A 16595-nucleotide genomic window follows, 5' to 3' on the forward strand; every position below is an offset into this window, starting at 1 on the left:
CCGGGCGTCAGCCCTCGTCGACGCGGGTGGTCTCGTGCTCGACGGCCACCTCGCGCGCCCGACGGGCGAAGGCACGGTCGAAGAGCAGGGCCACGACACCGCCGACGACGATGCCGACGACCACGCCGATGAGCGCGAGGAATCCGAACACCTGCATCTGCGAGTACTGCACTCCGGCGGCGCTGGGCTCCTCGGTCCCCGTGAAGGTGAACGTGAGGATCATCGCGGCGAGGATGCCGAGCGCGCCGCCGAGGACCAGGAACACGCTGTACTTGGGCGCGCGGCGCACCCGCACCGTCTCCGACGTCTCGTCGGTGATGATGCGGGGGGTCTCGGGATGCTGCGGCTCGTCGGCCATGACCCCATTGTCTCACCCGCGATGCGGGACGAGCGCCGGAGGGGTCGGCGTGCGGCGCCACGGTCCTCCCTCTTCCCGCCAAAACACCGCAGCACCGGCCCCGAGGGGGACCGGTGCTGCGGTGTCACGCCCGGCCGGAGCCGGGGCGGGGAAGGGCGGTTCAGACCTCCGCGCGGCGGCGGACCGCGACCAGCAGGACGGCGCCGAACGCCATCACGCCGAGTCCGAGCCACAGGGCGTCGACCGGAGCGTCCGCGCCGGTGGCGGCGAGGGCGTTGTCGGTGCTCGCGTCGCACGGCACCTCAGCGCCGAGCGGGAACGAGAACGACACCGGGTCGAGCGCCGCACCCGCCGAGTAGAAGCCCGCGAAGGCGTCCGCTCCGGCAGCGGTGAGGGTGGCGCTCGCGCCGTTCCAGCTGATGCGGCTGCCCGTCTCGCTGGCCGTCGGCAGCGACAGGGTGGCGAAGACCACACCCGAGGCGTTGACGTCCGGAGCGCCGTTGAAGCCCTTCGACTGCACGTTCAGGATGAGCGACGCCGAGGAGGCGCTCGTGACCTGGATGCGCGGGTTCGACAGGGTGAGATCCAGCGCACCGCTGTGACCGGTGTAGTGGATCGCGCCGGTGTAGCTCACGCGGCCGCGGTCGTTCTCGGCGCTGTAGGCACCGGATCCGGCGCCCCATCCACCCGAGATCGCGCCGTTGGCGATCGGACCGGTGACGTAGGAGCGGAAGGATTCCTTGACACCCCACTGGATGCTGGCTCCCGAGACCGACTGCGCGACACAGGATGCCTGCGCGGGCGCCTCGGGGGTCGGGACGACGGTCGCCGCCTCGACGGTGAACCCGCCCGAGGCGAGCACCACGCCGCCGACGCTGAGCTCGAGCGTGTGCGCACCGACCTCGAACGCAGCGGGCACCGCCCAGGTGAACGACACGATGCCGGCGGCGTTGGCCGTGGCGGTGCCGATCGTCACGGGCTCCGACCGGGCGATGGCCGTCACCAGGTCACCCTCGGCGAAGCCGCCGCCGGTGATGGCGAGGGTCTGACCCTGCTGGACGGTCGAGCTCGACGGGAACGCCACGTAGGGCGCGGTCGGCTGGGCGACGGTCACGTCGGCGAAGGCGTCGAGCGAACGGTCGGTGATCGACAGACCGTGGGCCGCCGAGGTGCCGACGTGGTACGCGACCGACGGGTCGAGCGTGCCGGCGGGCACATCGATGGTCACGGTGAACGCGCCGTCGACGATCTGCGACGGCATCACCCAGGCGAGCGAGACCCAGCCGTCGGAGGGCAGGGCTCCCGATCCGCTCCAGTGCGCCTTCTCGCCGAAGACGACGTAGGCGCCGTTCGCCGCGCTCGGACCGACGTACCCGGTGCCCGAGACGGTCAGCTGGTGGCCGACGGCCGGGTCGAGGTCCGTGCTGGGCGTGACCGTGATCTTCGGGTCCTTCGCCGGCTCGGGAGCCGCCGGGAACAGCGTCGCCCAGTCGATCGAGACCGGCGTGCGGGCGTACAGGTTGCTCTCGGTGGGGTTCGAGCGCGACGGCCAGGCGATGACCTCGTACTCCTTGGTGCGGTCGAGGCCCGAGGCGAGCTGCTCGAGCGTGCCCTCGATCGCGCCGTCGGCATCCGGCGACACCGCGATGTTCGGCAGCGATCCGCTCTGGCCGATGGCGGCCAGGTCGGTGCCCGCGGGGATCAGCGCGAGGTAGAGAGAGCGCTGAGCCTGGCCCGGCAGCAGCGGGATGTCGGCGTAGCCGTCACCCGTCACGGCGACCGAGACCTTCTCGTTGGGGATGCTCGTCGCCACGGCGGAGAGCGTCTTCACGACGGGGGCGTCGGCGAAGGTGAGCGGCTGCGCGAGCTCGTTGACGGCCTGGACGACGCCGCCCGCACCGGTCGTGAACGCGGCGAGGGTCGCGCCCTCGCGCGCCTTGGCGTCGAGGGTGGCCTTGTCGATCGTCACGGTCCAGGTGAAGTCGGCCGTGCCGTCCGCGTTCGCGGTCCACTGCAGGTAGGGGGCGGCGGTCTGCACGTCCTGCACCCACACCGAGTAGGCGTTCGAGCGGTTGCCCGCGACGGCACCCTCGGACGGACGCCACGTGGAGTCGATCCAGCCGATCTGGGCGTAGAAGCCCGCGGCGTTGACACCCGCGCCGGGGCCGTAGAGGGCCTTGGCGGATGCGTCGAAGTTGGTTCCGGTCACGGTCACCGTGGCGCCGTCGGCGTCGAGGCCGGACGACGGGGTGACGGTGAGGGCCGGCTGCGGGGCGGCGGGGCGCTCGCCCCGGTAGTCGACGGCGACGGACTTCTCCTGCGCGGCGTTGTTCACGCCGCCGGCACCATAGGTGTAGACGCCCCACGAGCCGCCGGAGAGCGCCGAGGCGGCATCCTTGACGTCGAGCGTCGTGGTGAAGGTTCCGTCCGTGGCGATCTCGGCCCACTGCGAGCGGATCGTGCCCTGGAAGTTGGTCGGCACCTGGTCGAGCACGGCAGCGGCGAGCGCCCACTTCTGGGAGACGATCTTGCGCGCCGCGCCGACAGCGCCGGCCGACGGCTTCCAGTTCTCGAGGAACGAGCCGAAGACGACGTACGTGCCCTGCGGGAGCGTGTTGGGGATGGGGACGCCGCGTCCGCCGATGTTGGCGGCCGGGTCGTAGCCGGAGCCCTTCACGACGAGCTGGTCACCGGTGTAGACCGGCTGGCCGGTGTACGGAGTGACGCCGTCGGAGAGGAAGACCGACAGCGCGGGGGTGAAGACCGGCTGCGTGGGGACGGGGGTGACCTGGTGCGCCACCGCGGTCGCGGTGGATCCCGCGAAGACGGCGGAGTCGGCCGGGACGAACGTGGCCGAGAGCTGGTGCGCACCCGCGGTGAGCGTCGAGACCTGCACGCTGGCCGTTCCGCCCGCGACGGGGTTCGAGCCGAGCGAGACGGAACCGTCGGAGAACGACACGGAACCCGCGGCATCCGCCGGGGAGACCGTCGCCGTCAGGGTGACGGTCGAGCCCTCGACCGAGGTCGTCTGGGGCGAGACGGTGAGCGACGTGGAGGTCGCCGTCGCCGGAGCCGCCTCGTAGGCGATCGCGGTCGTGGTGACCTGCGAGGGATCCTGCACGCCGTGAGCCTTGCGGGTCACGATCGAGTAGGACGTGCCCTCGGCGAACGCGGCGACGGGCGCCGAGACGCTGAACGAGCCGTCGAGGTTCATCGGGGCGGTCGCGCCGAGGCCCGGCAGCGTGCCGACCGTCTGCGAGGGCGACACCCACACGGTGTAGCTGTCGGCGGAGCCGCCGGTGGGACGCACGCCCACGTAGAGGCCCGGCTCGACGGTGCTGAAGCCGGAGCCCGTGATCGTCACGTCGCCGCCGGCGCGCGGCGCCGTGGTGACCGAGATCGTGGGGCCGTCGGCGGCGGAGGCGGGAACGGCGACGCCGAGGGCGGCTCCCGACGCGACGAGCGCGACGGTGAGCACGCTCGCGAGCGCTCGCCAGAGCGGCACTCTCTTGGTTTTCTGCACGGGTCTACTCCTTGCTGGCAGAGCGGATGCGGGTGCGCGCCGAGGCGCGAGGTAGGTGAGGCAACCCAAAGCCTCAATGGACTTAGCCTAGCCTTACCAACCCTGAACCTGGGAGCCCCGTATGCGAATTGTTACCGCGAGCGCCGCGGAAGCACCACGGGACGACCCGTGTCCGGGTCGGCGATGACGCGGACGGGCGTGCCGTACACCGCCTCGATGCGCTCGGCGGTGAGCACGTCGGCGGCGTCGCCGATCGCCTCCAACCGCCCGCCGGCGATCATCGCGACCTCGTCGGCGTAGGCCGCGGCGAGCGAGAGGTCGTGCAGCACGACGATGACCGCACTGCCGTCGGCGGCGAGCTCGCGCGCGATGCGCAGCACGTCCTCCTGGTGGCGGAGGTCCAGCGCCGCGGTGGGCTCATCGAGCATGACGATCGGTGTGCTCTGCGCCAGCACGCGCGCCAGCGACACACGGGCCTTCTCGCCGCCCGAGAGCGACGAGTACACCCGGGAGGCGAGGTGCGTGACGTCCGCACGTTCCATCGATCGCGCGATGACGGCCGCATCCTCCTCGGTGTCGGAGCCCGCCCACGGCGCGCATCCCATCTCCACGACCTCGTGCGCGGTGAAGCCGAACGCCACGTGGTTGGACTGCAGCAGCACCGCGCGCCGCCGCGACAGCTGCTTCGGGCGGAAGCCCGCGAGCGGCTGACCGTCGAGCAGGACGCTGCCGCGGGAGGCCGCCACATCGCCCGACAGGATGCCGAGCAGGCTCGACTTGCCGGCGCCGTTGGGCCCGACGAGGGCCAGCACACGCCCGTACGCGATGTCGAACGAGACGTCGTCGAGGATCACCGCGTCATCGATGCGGAGCCCCACCGCATCCAGCCGATAGGCGAGGCCCGTCATCCCCAGCCCCCGCTCCGGCGCCGGGTGCGACGGATCAGCCAGTAGAAGAACGGCCCGCCGATGAGCGAGGTGAGGATGCCGATCGGCAGATCGGCCGAGGGGATGAGGGTGCGCGCGAGAAGATCGGCGTAGACCAGCAACGTGGCACCGCCCAGCAACGACGCGATCATGAGGGGGCGGTTGGCCGGGCCCAGCACCATCCGCACCAGGTGCGGCACCACGAGGCCGACGAACGAGATGATCCCGACGAACGCCACGGCGACACCGGTGAGCAGCGCGACGACGACGATCGACGCGATGCGCAGCACCTCGACCCGCACGCCCAGGTGGGACGCGGTGCGCTCCCCCAGCGCCAGCAGGTCGTACTGGCGGGCGCAGGCGATCGAGACGGCGGTGGCGAGCACACCGACGACCACGACGATGAGCACCTCGTTCCAGCGCGACCCGTTCATCGACCCGAGCTGCCAGAACACGATCTGTTCGCGGGAGGCGGTGTCGCCCGCGAACATGAAGATCGCCAGCGCGGCCCCGGCGAAGGCGTTCACGGCGATGCCGGTGAGGATCAGCGTGACCGACTCGGTGCGGCCCTGCGCCCGGGCGGTCGCGTAGACCACGAGGGTCGCGGCGAGCCCTCCCGCGAACGCGAAGACGGCGGTCGTCCACCCGCCGAAGAGCGCGAGGCCGAAGGTGATGGATGCGGCGGCTCCCACCGCGGCGCCCGACGAGACCCCGACGACCCCCGGTTCGGCGAGCGGGTTGCCGAAGATCGACTGCATGATCGCGCCTGCGACGGCCAGCAGCGCGCCCACGAGCAGCGACATCACGACGCGGGGGAACCGGATCTGCCAGAGCGTCTGCTCGATGAGCGGCTCGGTCGGAGCCCACGGGTTGCCGATGCCGATCGCGCGCAGCACCGATCCGATCACCTCGGCCGGACCGATGGGGAGCTGCCCCACCCCGGCCGACAGCAGCACACCCGCCGCGAGCAGGACGGCGGTGACCGCGTAGACGACGACGCGGCGTCGCGTGGTCACCCGCGCGACAGCGGCGGCGGCGGCGGTGCCTGCGGCGGTCACGAGGCCGGAGGCGCGTACACCGCGCGGGCGAGCGCGTCGAGCACGAGCGCCGAGCGCGGGCCGAACGAGAGGATCTGACCGTCCTCCATGTCGACGAAGCGGCGATGCTGACCCGCGGCGGTGATGGCGATCGCCGGCTTCGCGTCGAGCAGTCCGTCGATCCCGTCGACGGACTCGAGGCCGCCGGTCATGACGAGGATGAGGTCGGGGTCGGCGGCGACCATGGCTTCGTCGGTGAGCGGCTTCATGCCGTCCCAGCCCAGCTCGCCCGCCACATCCACTCCCCCGAGCGCCTCGATGATCCGGTCGGCGCCGGACTCCTCGCCGAACAGGTAGTAGACGCCCGCCGAACCGCGCAGGTACAGGAACACCATGCGTAGGCGGTCGCCTTCGGCGGCGGGCGCGATGGCCGCGATCTCGGCGATCTTCTCGGCGACCTGCGTCTGGATGCGGTCGGCGAGGGCATCACCGGCGGCCGGAGCCCCGTAGGCCGCCGCCACCTGGTGCGCGAGATCTGCCGCACCCTCGAACGACGGCTCGTTCGTGACGAAGACGACCTGGATGCCGACGTCGCGCAGCTGTTCGACGACGTCGCGCGGGCCGATGGTGCCGTCGGTCAGCACGAGGGTGGGCTTCAGCGCGATGACCGCCTCGGAGCTGACCGTGTGCCCCCCGGACGTCACGAGCGGCAGGTCCTCGGTGCCCGGGAAGGTCGTCGACACGTCACGGCCGACCAGGGTGTCGCCGAACCCGAGACCCCAGACGGTCGCGGCGAGCGAGCCCGAGAGATCCATCGCGACGACGCGCGACGTGTCGTCGACGGTGACCTCGGTCTCGCCGCCCAGGTCGTAGGAGGTCGTCGTCGCGGGCAGCGACTGGGCCGGATCGGTCTCGACGGGCTCGATCGCCGCATCCGGCAGGATCGCCGTGGAGGGGCCCTCGTAGGACGCCGGGTCGGCGAGGACGTCGAGTTCGGCGAGCGGAGTCGTGTCGACCGGCGCCGAGGTGGTCACGGCCTCGGCCGTCGGTCCGGCGCATCCCGCGAGGAGAAGGAGCGACGCGGCGGCGAGTGCCGCGACCGCGGCGCGTCGCCTCACGGCCGGTCTCCGCGATCCGCCCCGCGACGAGCACCCCGCCGCACCAACGCGATCACACCCGCGGCGGCACCCGCGGCGAGCACACCGCCGCCGACCCACCAGAGCCAGGTCGGGTCCGCGGCCTCGTCGGTCGTCTCGGCGGCGGTGGTCTCGATGTCCGCCGTGGTCTCGACCGGTGTCGGTGTGGGCTCGGGCACCGCGCAGTCGAGCTGCACGTCGAACGTGAGGGGGTCGAAGGCGCTGCCCGCCTCGTAGCTGCCGAAGGCGGCGTAGCCGTCGGCGGTGACGGCGGTCGGGACGCCCGTCCCGGTGAACGACGCGTCGCCGAGCACCGCGGGAACGCTCGCCAGGTCGAGGTCGACGAAGGCCACCTGCGTCGCGGTGTGGACGTTCTCGGTGTTGCCGGCGAGGGCGTCGTCCATCGACAGACCCGTCACGTCGAGCCGCAGCTGCGCGGACGTCGGGCCGGTGACCTCGAGGGTCGGGTTGGCGACCGTCGTGTCGAGCAGACCGTTGTGCCCGGTGAAGCGGATGCCGCCGCCGAACGAGATCGTGCCCGTGCCGGTCTCGGGGTCGATGCTGCCGGACTGCGCCGGCCACGAGAACTCGGGCGTCGTGTAGGAGGCGCCGTCGATCGGCTCCCACGCGCCCTTGGCGATCGTGCCCGAGATGTACGAGCGGAACGACTCCTTGAATCCCCACGTGAGCTGGCCGCCGGCCACGGTGCATCCGGCGGCGCTGCTCGTCGCTGCCGGCGCGGCCGCGTGCGCCGGTGCGACGGCGCCGCCGACGATGGCGGCGGAGAGGGCCACGAGGGCGAGCGGAGCGAGTCGTCTGCGCATGGGAAACCGCCGGATGATCGAGATCGGGTGCTGGGTGAGGGTTAGGAAACCCTTACCTACCTTATCCGCTCCGCTCGCGCGCGCCACCCGGCCGTGAGATCTCCCGCGGCGGTGCGGTCAGGGCCGCAGCGGCAGGAGGTCGGAGATGTCCGACCGCGTGCCCGACGCCGAGATCCGGCCGGCGGCATCCGCATCCGCCCATGTCTCGGCGCCCGTCGCGAGGGCGATCCACGTGCGCGGGTCGGTCTCGAACACGTTCGGCGGCGTGCCGCGCGTGTGCCGCGGACCCTCGATCACCTGCACGGCGCCGAAGGGCGGCACCCGCACCTCCACGGTGTGACCCGGCGCCTTCTCGGCCAGCAGCTGCAGCAGGTAGCGGACTGCTGTGGCGAGCGAGGCGCGCGCGGGCTTCTCGGCGGCGCGCACCGCGGCGAGCGCGGCGCGGCCGTCGTCGGTGCTGATGCGGGGCATGCGTCCACGGTACGCGCGGAGGCGCCCGCCCGGGTCTGGGCGGGACGCGCTGGATAGGCTGGGCGCGTGAAGATCCTCGTCCTCGGTTCCGGCGCGCGCGAGCACGCCATCATCCTGGCCCTGCGCGCGGAATCATCCGCTCATGAGGTCCTCGCCGCCCCGGGCAACGCCGGGATCGCCGATGAGGTGGCCATCGCGCATGGCCCCGACGGCGCGGTGCTGAACGCCGAGGACCCGGCAGCGGTCACGATCTTCGCCAACGAACACGCCGTCGATCTGGTCGTGATCGGCCCCGAAGCCCCCCTCGTCGCCGGCGTGGCCGACGCGCTCCGCGAGCGCGGGATCCCCGTCTTCGGCCCCGGCCGGGCCGCCGCCCAGCTCGAAGGCTCCAAGACCTTCGCGAAGCGCGTCATGGAAGCGGCGGGGGTTCCCACCGGGCGGGCCGTGCGCGCCCGCACCCGCGACGAGGTCGCCGCCGCGCTCGACGACCTGGGATCGCCGCACGTCGTCAAGGCCGACGGTCTGGCCGCCGGCAAGGGCGTGATCGTGACCGAGGACCGCGAGGCCGCGCTGGCCCACGCCGAGACCTACCTGCCCTCCGGCGCCGTGCTCATCGAGGAGTTCCTCGCGGGCGAAGAGGTGTCGCTCTTCTTCCTGAGCGACGGCGACACCGTGCGCCCCCTCAGCCCCGCGCAGGACTACAAGCGTCTCGAAGACGGCGACGGCGGTCCCAACACCGGCGGCATGGGCGCGTACTCGCCGCTGCCCTGGCTCGCCGAGCGCTTCGGCAGCGAAGCCGCTTTCGTCGACCTCGTGTCCGAGACCGTGGCCGAGCCCGTCATCCGGCAGCTGGACGCCGAGGGCACCCCCTTCATCGGATTGCTGTACGCCGGGCTCATCCTCACCGAGCAGGGCGTCAAGGTCATCGAGTTCAACGCCCGGTTCGGCGACCCCGAGACCCAGGTCGTGCTGCCCCGGCTCGTGACGCCGCTGTCCGAACTGCTGCTGGCGGCGGCATCCGGCACGCTCGAGGACCAGCCGCGACCGGAGTTCGCCGACCTCGCGGCCGTCACCGTCGTGCTCGCGAGCGAGGGCTATCCCGCCGGCCCTGTCACCGGACGACCGATCACGGGCCTGGATGCGGCCGCCACGGTGCCCGGCGTGCACCTGGCGCACGCCGCCACCGCCCGCGACGGCGACGCGTTGGTCGCCACCGGCGGACGGGTGCTCAACGTCGTCGGCACCGGCGAGGGTTTCGGCGAGGCGCGCGACCGCGCCTACGGCGCTCTGTCGGCGATCCGCCTCGAGGGTGCGCAGTTCCGCACCGACATCGCCGCGCGCGTCGCCGACTGAACGGGGCGGCGGCCGGCGCTGTCGCTTCGCCGTCGCGGTCGTCGCTTCGCGAGAGCCCACCGCGGGCACTCACTCGGCTCGGCCCGAGATGACGCGCGGAGATGAGACGAACGCGAGCAGGGTCGCCACATCGACGACCGGCGTATCGCCGTCCCCTCCTCGCGCATCGAGCACGTCGAGGATGCTCGCCAGCATCCGGTCGACGTCCGGAACGGCGATGTCGAACTCGCGCCCGCTGCCGAACCCGACGGAGAGCCAGGTCTGCGCTTCGCCGTCGCGCCGCCAGACGGCGACCTCGAGGTCGGCGACGACGGGGCCTGCCTCCGACACGGTCGTGATCGGGCTGGTCACGCCGATCCGGGCGTGTATCCGATCATCGAGGTGGTCGTCGTCCCGGTGACCGCCGTCGCACCACTCCGGACACGCATGGACCTGCCAACGCGGACGATTCTCTTGCACGCCATCACTCCGTCTTCATCGAGTGGGCACGAGGACATTCGCGCACGAACCACGGACATCGCCGCGCCGGGACTCGACGAGGTCACCGACCGTCGGCGACACCCTCCGGCGTCGCCGGCAGGAGGCTCTCCACGGAGACGCCGAGAACTTCCGCCAAGGACACGAGAGTACGCAGCCGGGGATTGGCGGGCGTCCCGGGGTTCGACTCGCCGCGTTCGAGCTTGCGGTACGTGAACGCCGAGATCCCCGCCGCGTGCGCCGCGCGCTCCTGGCTGATCCCCCGTGCCGCTCTGGCGCTGCGGAGGTTGAGTCCGAGCTGACGCGCAAAGGCATCCCACGGAGTGAGGGGCTCGGACATCCCTCCAGCATCGGACATTCTTCACGTTCGCATGCACATGTAAACATTCGATACCCCTTGTCGCCGACGGAGCACTCTGACATGCTCATGTTTACATGCGCAGACCCGGGGAGTCGACGTGCGACACCAGATGACGAGACGGCCAGGTGCCGCCACGAGAACCGCCGCCGACCACGCCATGGTCGCCCTGCTCTTCGCCGTCCTGCTCGTTCCCTGGGCGACGGCGATCGCCGTGATCGGCGTCGCGCTCACGCGAGGACCCTGACCTCACCCGAGGACCCTGGGCTCGAGCGTTCCGTGTCGGGCGAGCCTCAGCCGCGCTCTTGGATCGCCTGCAGCCATCCGTAGTCGACGCCGGTCGCCTCGACCACCGCGAGCTGCACGGGCCCGCTATAGGCCAGGCCGCCGTAGTCCGCGCCAGTCGACCCGTCGTCGCAGTCCACGACGCCGGCGAAGAGCACGCGCTGCTCCTCGCCCGCCGTCGATGAGCGCAGCTCGTACTTCATCCGGGTGCCGACGCATTCACCCGTGATGCTGATCGTGCGATTCGGCTCGACGGTGGCCGGACCAAGGACCGACGACGACGAGAACACCCCGTCCTTCGGGTCGATGACGACCGAGCCCACCTGGTCGAGGCGCTCGGTGTCGGGCCAGTCGAGGGCGGCGGATGCCGACGGGTCGGGCGTGTGCTCCGCACTGGCCGAGGGCGATGCGCCCGCGGAAGAGGTCGGCTCCGCATCCGATGGTGTCTCGGACGCCGGCGTGCACGCGGCGAGGGCGAGCACGGCGAGAGTCACGCCGGCGACACCTGCGGAACAACGGGCGAACGTTCGCTGAGGAGACATCCGTCCACGCTAGGCATCGCCCCGCCGCACCCCGCCCCCTCTTGAACCCCGCCCCATCCCCGTCTACCGTGCGCCCCCGCGCGCCGCGCCCTGTCTCCCCCTCCCCCCTGCTCACTCGTCGCATAAGCAGGGTGCGCCGCACCACCACCACGCATTTGCGACGACTGAGCAGGGGGCGCAGGGGGCGGAACAGGGGGCAAGGGGCCTGCACACCGGGGCGCACGTCTCCCCCCTGTTCACTCGTCGCATAAGCAGGGTTCCGCGCGCCGGCACCCCGATTTTGCGACGAGCGGGCAAGGGGGGATGCGCGGGGCCCGGGCTACCCGCACGGAGGGGGCGAGGGTCACCCCCCGAAGGAGCGAGGGTCACCCCACGAAGGAGCGAGGCGCCGCCGCCCCCTGTTCACTCGTCGCGAAAGCGGGGTGCGCAGCGCGGCGCACCCCGCTTATGCGACGAGTGAACAGGGGCGGGGTCAGGGGCGGGTGAGCTGCGGGGGGCGACGCATGAACAGGACGGCGACGAGACCGACGACCACCACGGCGGCGGGGAGCAGGATGGCCTGCGACATCGCCTGGGCGAACCCATCCACCACGGCGGGCGGCAGGGTTCCCGAACCGAAGCTCTCGGCGGCATCACCGGCGCCGGGCAGGTTCGCCTCGAGCCGCGACTGCATGAACGCCGCGATCGCCGCGGAACCGATGACGGAACCCACCGTGCGGGTCGTGTTGTAGATGCCCGCGCCGGCACCCGCCTGCCGCGGCGGCAGGCCGCGGGTCGCGGTCGTCGCGAGCGGCCCCCACATCCCCGCGTTGCCGATGCCCTGCAGCGCCGACGGGAGCAGGAACCACCAGATCGGGAGGGAGGTGTCCTGCATCAGCAGCGCGTTCCACGCGAGCGATCCGCCGACGAGCAGAAGTCCGGGAACGAGGATGACGCGGGGATCGACGCGGTCGAGCAGGCGTCCCGCGAAGGGCGCGAGCACGCCCGAGAGCACCGCCATCGGGATGAGGAGCAGCGCGGCCTCGGTGGGGGTCAGGCCGCGGGCGAGCTGCAGGAAGAACATGAACGGCAGCGACATGGAGGTCACGGCGAAGCCGACCGCCGCGATGCCCAGGTTGGCGGCCGAGAAGTTGCGGTCGCGGAAGAGCTCGAGCGGCACGAGCGGCTCGCTCTTGGTGCGGGTCTGCGTCCAGATGAACACGCCGAGCACCACCAGGCCGCCCGCGATCATGACCCAGACCCAGGGTGCCCAGTCGTAGTGCTCGCCCTCCTGCAGACCGAAGACGATGAGGAACAGCGCGATCGCCGAGAGGAAGACGCCGACGATGTCGAAACGGTGACGCTGCGTCTCGAGCTTCGGGACGAGGATCCAGGCCAGCACGAGACCGACGATGCCGACGGGGATGTTGATGAAGAAGATCCACTCCCAGCCGAGCCCGTCGACGAGCAGTCCGCCCGCGAGCGGCCCGACGAGCATCGCCACACCGGCGGTGGCGCCCCAGAGACCCATCGCCGCCCCGCGCTTGTTCGGCGGGAAGGTGCGGGTGATCACGGCCATCGTCTGCGGGGTGACCAGGGCCGCGCCGATGCCCTGCACCGCGCGCATCGCGATGAGGGTGCCGAGATCGCCCGACAGGCCGCATCCGAGCGAGGCGAGCGTGAACAACGCGAGCCCGATGAGGTAGATGTTCTTCGGGCCGAAGCGGTCGCCGAGGCGGCCCGTGATCAGCAGCGGCACGGCGTACGCGAGCAGGTACGCGCTCGTGACCCACACGACGTTGTCGAGGTTGCTCGTCTCGGGGTCGAGCGCGGCCTTGATGGCCGGGTTGGCGACCGAGACGATCGTCGTGTCGACCAGGATCATGAAGAAGCCGATGACGAGCGCCCAGAGCGCGGGCCAGGGGCTGCGGACGACGGATGCGGCGCCGGTGGGCGTGACGGTGGGGGTGCTCATTCGCGAGCGGCCTTTCGTTGTGCGAGGTAGCGCGCGGAGGTCTTGCCGCCGGCGTGCTCACCCCAGAGGGTGTCCGGGTCGCGGAGGCGCCCGAGGAAGGCGTCGAGCCACGCGAGATCGGCGGCGTCCAGCGCGGCCTCCCGGTCGGCTTCGACGAGGTACTGGTCGGGCACGCCCGTCGCCCGTGCGTCGACGAGCGCCTGCGACCGCTCGGCGGCGTCGGCCCCCAGGAGCGCTCGGCGCCGTTCGAGGAGGGCGATCACGTCATCGCGGGCGAGGTCGTGGGCCTCGGCGAGGGCGACGCGGAACTCGGTCGGCCTGCCGGTGCGCACGAGCTCACGGCGCACCCAGGCGGTGGCGGCTCCCGATCCCGCCGGCGTCAGCGCGTACGTGGTGCGCTCCGGACGGTTGCCGTCGCGGTCGACCCCCGTGCTGGCGATCAGGCCCGCCCGTTCGAGCCGCGCGACCGTGTGATAGAACGTGCCGTTCGTGAGGCTGAGGATGCGGTCATCCCGTCGGATGCGCATCAACCGGATCATCTCGTACGGATGCATGGCGTCCTCGCGCAGCATCGACAGCACCATCACACCCAGCGGGGTGAGTCGGTCTGCGGCGCTCATTCCGACCCTCCTCGCGATTAGTCCATGTGGACTATATACGGTCGACGGGTGGATGCGGCGCGTTCCCGGGATAATGGGCGCGTGACCGAACCCGCATCGCTCCCCGGCTGGCGCCACGTCTACTCCGGCAAGGTCCGCGACCTCTACGTCCCCGACGCGACGCCGGACGGAGCCGCGGCCGACCGGATGCTGGTCGTCGCCAGCGACCGCGTCAGCGCCTTCGATCAGGTGCTCGAGCCCGGCATCCCCGACAAGGGCGTGCTGCTGACGACGCTCAGCCTGTGGTGGTTCGATCGGCTCGCGGGCGGCGACGGCGGCCCCCGCATCCCGAATCACCTCGGCGCCGACCACGTGCTCGGCGCCGACGACGAGCCGCACAGCCTCATCCCGGCCGCCGTGACCGGCCGCGCCATGCTCGTGCGCGCGCTCGACATGCAGCCGATCGAGTGCGTCGTGCGCGGATACCTCACCGGCTCCGGATGGGCCGAGTACCAGCAGACCGGCACCGTGTGCGGCATCCCGTTGGTCGAGGGCCTCCGCAACGGCGATCGTCTTCCGGAACCGATCTTCACCCCGGCGTTCAAGGCGCCGATGGGCGCGCACGACGAGAACATCTCGTTCGAGCGCACGGTCGAGCTCGTCGGCGCGGACATCGCCGAGCGTCTGCGCGCCGCGTCGCTCGAGATCTACACCCGCGCCGCGAAGACGGCCGAGGAGCACGGCCTCATCCTCGCCGACACGAAGTTCGAGTTCGGGCTCGACGCGGACGGCGTGCTCACCCTCGCCGACGAAGTCCTCACCCCCGACTCCTCGCGGTACTGGGATGCGGATGCCTGGCGGCAGGGCGAGACGCCCGCCGAGCGGATGGCGAGCTTCGACAAGCAGATCGTGCGCGACTGGCTCGCGAACGCCTGGGCGCCGCCGCGCGAGGGCGAGCCGCCCGCGCTACCGGACGACATCGTCACCCGCACCTCCGCCCGGTACGCCGAGCTCCTCGAGCGCCTCACCCGCGCCTGACCCGCGCACGACAACGCCCTCGCTCCCCCGCGGGGTCGCCGAACGCGCACGACACCACCCGGCGGGCCCGCGCCCGCCCCCGAAAGGACACGCCCATGCCCATCTGGAAACTGCACGGTGACGGCCGCACCGTCGCTCCCGGCGCCGTCGTCGCACCGGATGAGCGACTGAGCTGGCCCGCCACCATCGCCATCGGCGCCCAGCACGTCGTCGCGATGTTCGGCGCCACGTTCCTCGTGCCCGCGCTCACCGGCTTCCCGGTGGCGACGACCCTGCTGTTCTCGGGCATCGGCACTCTGCTCTTCCTGGTCGTCACCAAGAACAAGCTGCCCAGCTACCTGGGCTCGTCGTTCGCCTTCATCGCCCCGGTGACAGCGGCTACCGCATCCGCCGGCATGGGGTCGGCGCTCGCGGGGATCGTCGCGGTCGGCATCCTGCTGGCCCTGGTCGGCGTCGTCGTGCAGGTCGCGGGTCTGGGCTGGATCGACAAGCTCATGCCCCCGGTCGTCGCGGGCGCGATCGTGGCCCTGATCGGCTTCAACCTGGCTCCCGCCGCCTGGAACAACTTCCAGCAGGCCCCCGTGATCGCCACCATCACGCTGGCCTCCGTCATCCTGTTCAGCGTGCTGTTCCGCGGGTTCCTCGGCCGCATCTCGATCTTCCTCGGCGTGATCGTCGGCTACATCGCCGCGGCTATCGCGGGTGAGCTCGACTTCAGCAAGGTCGCAGACGCCGCCTGGGTGGGCCTGCCCCAGTTCCACATCGCGGACTTCACCTCGCCCGGCACCTGGTCGGCGATCGCCATGTTCCTGCCCGTCGTGCTCGTGCTCGTCGCCGAGAACGTCGGACACGTCCGCGGTGTCGCCACGATGACCGACGCCTCGGCGAACCGCTCGACCGGACGCGCCCTCATCGCCGACGGCGCCGCGACCACCGTCGCCGGGTTCTTCGGCGGCTCGGGCACCACGACCTATGGCGAGAACATCGGCGTCATGGCCGCGACCCGCGTGTACTCGACGGCGGCCTACTGGGTGGCCGGCATCGTCGCGATCCTGCTCAGCATGTCGCCCAAGATCGGCGAGATCATCAACTCGATCCCCGCCGGCGTGCTCGGCGGGGTCACGACCGCGCTGTACGGCCTGATCGGCATCATCGGCATCAAGATCTGGGTCGACAACCGCGTCGACTTCTCGCGCCCGGTGAACCAGTACACCGCGGCCGTCGCGCTCGTGATCGCGGTCGGCGGATTCGCGATGGGATGGGGCGACTTCCAGCTGGGCGCGATCGTCATCGCCACCGGTGCGGCGCTCATCATCTACCACCTCGGCAATGCGATCGCCCGCTGGCGCAAGAGCGGCGCCGACGACGGCGGCCCGATCCCGGCGGTCGGCCCGCTCGGCGGCGACCCGCACTGACCCCGCCCTCCGCGGCGGGTGCCGTCGGCATCCGGTAGCTCCTGTATGTGCACTCGTCTTCGTTCACTCGTCGCAAAAGCGGGGTGCCGCGCGCCGCGACCCCGCTTTTGCGACGAATGAACAGGGGATGGGGCACGCCAGCGCGTCAGCGCGTCAGCGCGGCACGGCACGGCGCGCCAGCGGATCAGGGTGCGGCGGCTCCCCGTCGCTCCTGTAGCTCCAGCAGCTCCGGCAGCTCCCCGTTGTTCACTCGTCGCAAAAGCGGGGTGCCGCGCGGCGCGACCCCGCTTTTGCGACGA

General features: G+C 71.8%; 16 protein-coding genes. 4 read left to right on the forward strand and 12 right to left on the reverse strand.

Features of this window, described 5'->3' with window-relative positions; translation table 11 throughout:
• Nucleotides 1-7 precede the first annotated feature (7 nt).
• The 7 genes from AB0N73_RS14015 to AB0N73_RS14045 form a co-directional block, all read right to left on the reverse strand.
• Nucleotides 8-358, reverse strand: coding sequence for a potassium transporter Trk (locus AB0N73_RS14015; RefSeq protein ID WP_363564507.1), 351 nt, complete (start codon nucleotides 356-358; stop codon nucleotides 8-10).
• A gap of 160 nt (nucleotides 359-518) precedes the next feature.
• Nucleotides 519-3881 (reverse strand): HtaA domain-containing protein, encoded by a 3363-nt coding sequence (locus tag AB0N73_RS14020; RefSeq protein WP_363564509.1) that lies wholly within the window; start codon nucleotides 3879-3881, stop codon nucleotides 519-521.
• A gap of 131 nt (nucleotides 3882-4012) precedes the next feature.
• Complete coding sequence (locus AB0N73_RS14025; RefSeq protein ID WP_363564511.1) at nucleotides 4013-4789, reverse strand: heme ABC transporter ATP-binding protein; 777 nt, start codon at nucleotides 4787-4789, stop codon at nucleotides 4013-4015.
• Nucleotides 4786-5823: an iron ABC transporter permease gene (locus AB0N73_RS14030; protein WP_363564539.1), complete on the reverse strand. Its 1038-nt coding sequence runs from the start codon at nucleotides 5821-5823 to the stop codon at nucleotides 4786-4788. Before AB0N73_RS14030 ends, AB0N73_RS14025 begins: the two co-directional genes overlap by 4 nt.
• A 38-nt stretch (nucleotides 5824-5861) precedes the next feature.
• Complete coding sequence (locus AB0N73_RS14035) at nucleotides 5862-6962, reverse strand: ABC transporter substrate-binding protein (protein ID WP_363564513.1); 1101 nt, start codon at nucleotides 6960-6962, stop codon at nucleotides 5862-5864.
• Nucleotides 6959-7804 (reverse strand): HtaA domain-containing protein, encoded by an 846-nt coding sequence (locus tag AB0N73_RS14040; RefSeq protein ID WP_363564515.1) that lies wholly within the window; start codon nucleotides 7802-7804, stop codon nucleotides 6959-6961. The genes AB0N73_RS14035 and AB0N73_RS14040 overlap by 4 nt, the downstream gene beginning before the upstream one ends.
• Before the next feature lie 117 nt (nucleotides 7805-7921).
• Nucleotides 7922-8275 (reverse strand): sterol carrier family protein, encoded by a 354-nt coding sequence (locus tag AB0N73_RS14045; protein WP_363564517.1) that lies wholly within the window; start codon nucleotides 8273-8275, stop codon nucleotides 7922-7924.
• A gap of 66 nt (nucleotides 8276-8341) precedes the next feature.
• Here AB0N73_RS14045 and purD point away from each other — a divergent pair, with 66 nt between their 5' ends.
• The gene (gene purD / locus AB0N73_RS14050; protein ID WP_363564519.1) at nucleotides 8342-9628 is read left to right on the forward strand and encodes a phosphoribosylamine--glycine ligase; all 1287 of its coding nucleotides are present in this window, start codon (nucleotides 8342-8344) and stop codon (nucleotides 9626-9628) included.
• A 69-nt stretch (nucleotides 9629-9697) separates the two neighbouring features.
• Here the strand turns inward: purD and AB0N73_RS14055 are convergent, their stop codons facing one another.
• Entirely contained in the window at nucleotides 9698-9979 is a 282-nt protein-coding gene (locus tag AB0N73_RS14055; RefSeq protein ID WP_363564521.1) for a hypothetical protein, read from the reverse strand.
• A 190-nt stretch (nucleotides 9980-10169) separates the two neighbouring features.
• Nucleotides 10170-10445, reverse strand: a complete 276-nt coding sequence (locus tag AB0N73_RS14060) for a helix-turn-helix transcriptional regulator (protein WP_363564523.1) — start codon at nucleotides 10443-10445, stop codon at nucleotides 10170-10172.
• 130 nt (nucleotides 10446-10575) lie between these two features.
• On the opposite strand from AB0N73_RS14060, the gene AB0N73_RS14065 reads away from it, so the two are divergent.
• Entirely contained in the window at nucleotides 10576-10710 is a 135-nt protein-coding gene (locus tag AB0N73_RS14065; protein WP_363564525.1) for a hypothetical protein, read from the forward strand.
• A 46-nt stretch (nucleotides 10711-10756) separates the two neighbouring features.
• On the opposite strand, the gene AB0N73_RS14070 is transcribed toward AB0N73_RS14065, so the two are convergent.
• From AB0N73_RS14070 to AB0N73_RS14080, 3 genes are all read right to left on the reverse strand, one after another.
• Nucleotides 10757-11290: a hypothetical protein gene (locus AB0N73_RS14070; protein ID WP_363564527.1), complete on the reverse strand. Its 534-nt coding sequence runs from the start codon at nucleotides 11288-11290 to the stop codon at nucleotides 10757-10759.
• 472 nt (nucleotides 11291-11762) lie between these two features.
• Nucleotides 11763-13244, reverse strand: coding sequence for an MDR family MFS transporter (locus AB0N73_RS14075; protein ID WP_363564529.1), 1482 nt, complete (start codon nucleotides 13242-13244; stop codon nucleotides 11763-11765).
• Nucleotides 13241-13864: a PadR family transcriptional regulator gene (locus AB0N73_RS14080; protein WP_363564531.1), complete on the reverse strand. Its 624-nt coding sequence runs from the start codon at nucleotides 13862-13864 to the stop codon at nucleotides 13241-13243. Before AB0N73_RS14080 ends, AB0N73_RS14075 begins: the two co-directional genes overlap by 4 nt.
• Nucleotides 13865-13945: 81 nt before the next feature.
• On the opposite strand from AB0N73_RS14080, the gene AB0N73_RS14085 reads away from it, so the two are divergent.
• Together AB0N73_RS14085 and AB0N73_RS14090 are read left to right on the forward strand one after the other, a co-directional pair.
• Nucleotides 13946-14881, forward strand: a complete 936-nt coding sequence (locus AB0N73_RS14085) for a phosphoribosylaminoimidazolesuccinocarboxamide synthase (RefSeq protein ID WP_363564533.1) — start codon at nucleotides 13946-13948, stop codon at nucleotides 14879-14881.
• 95 nt (nucleotides 14882-14976) lie between these two features.
• Entirely contained in the window at nucleotides 14977-16296 is a 1320-nt protein-coding gene (locus tag AB0N73_RS14090) for a solute carrier family 23 protein (protein ID WP_363564535.1), read from the forward strand.
• Nucleotides 16297-16595 lie beyond the last annotated feature (299 nt).

The sequence above is a fragment of the Microbacterium sp. NPDC089189 genome, from assembly GCF_040685095.1.
GTDB lineage: Bacteria > Actinomycetota > Actinomycetes > Actinomycetales > Microbacteriaceae > Microbacterium.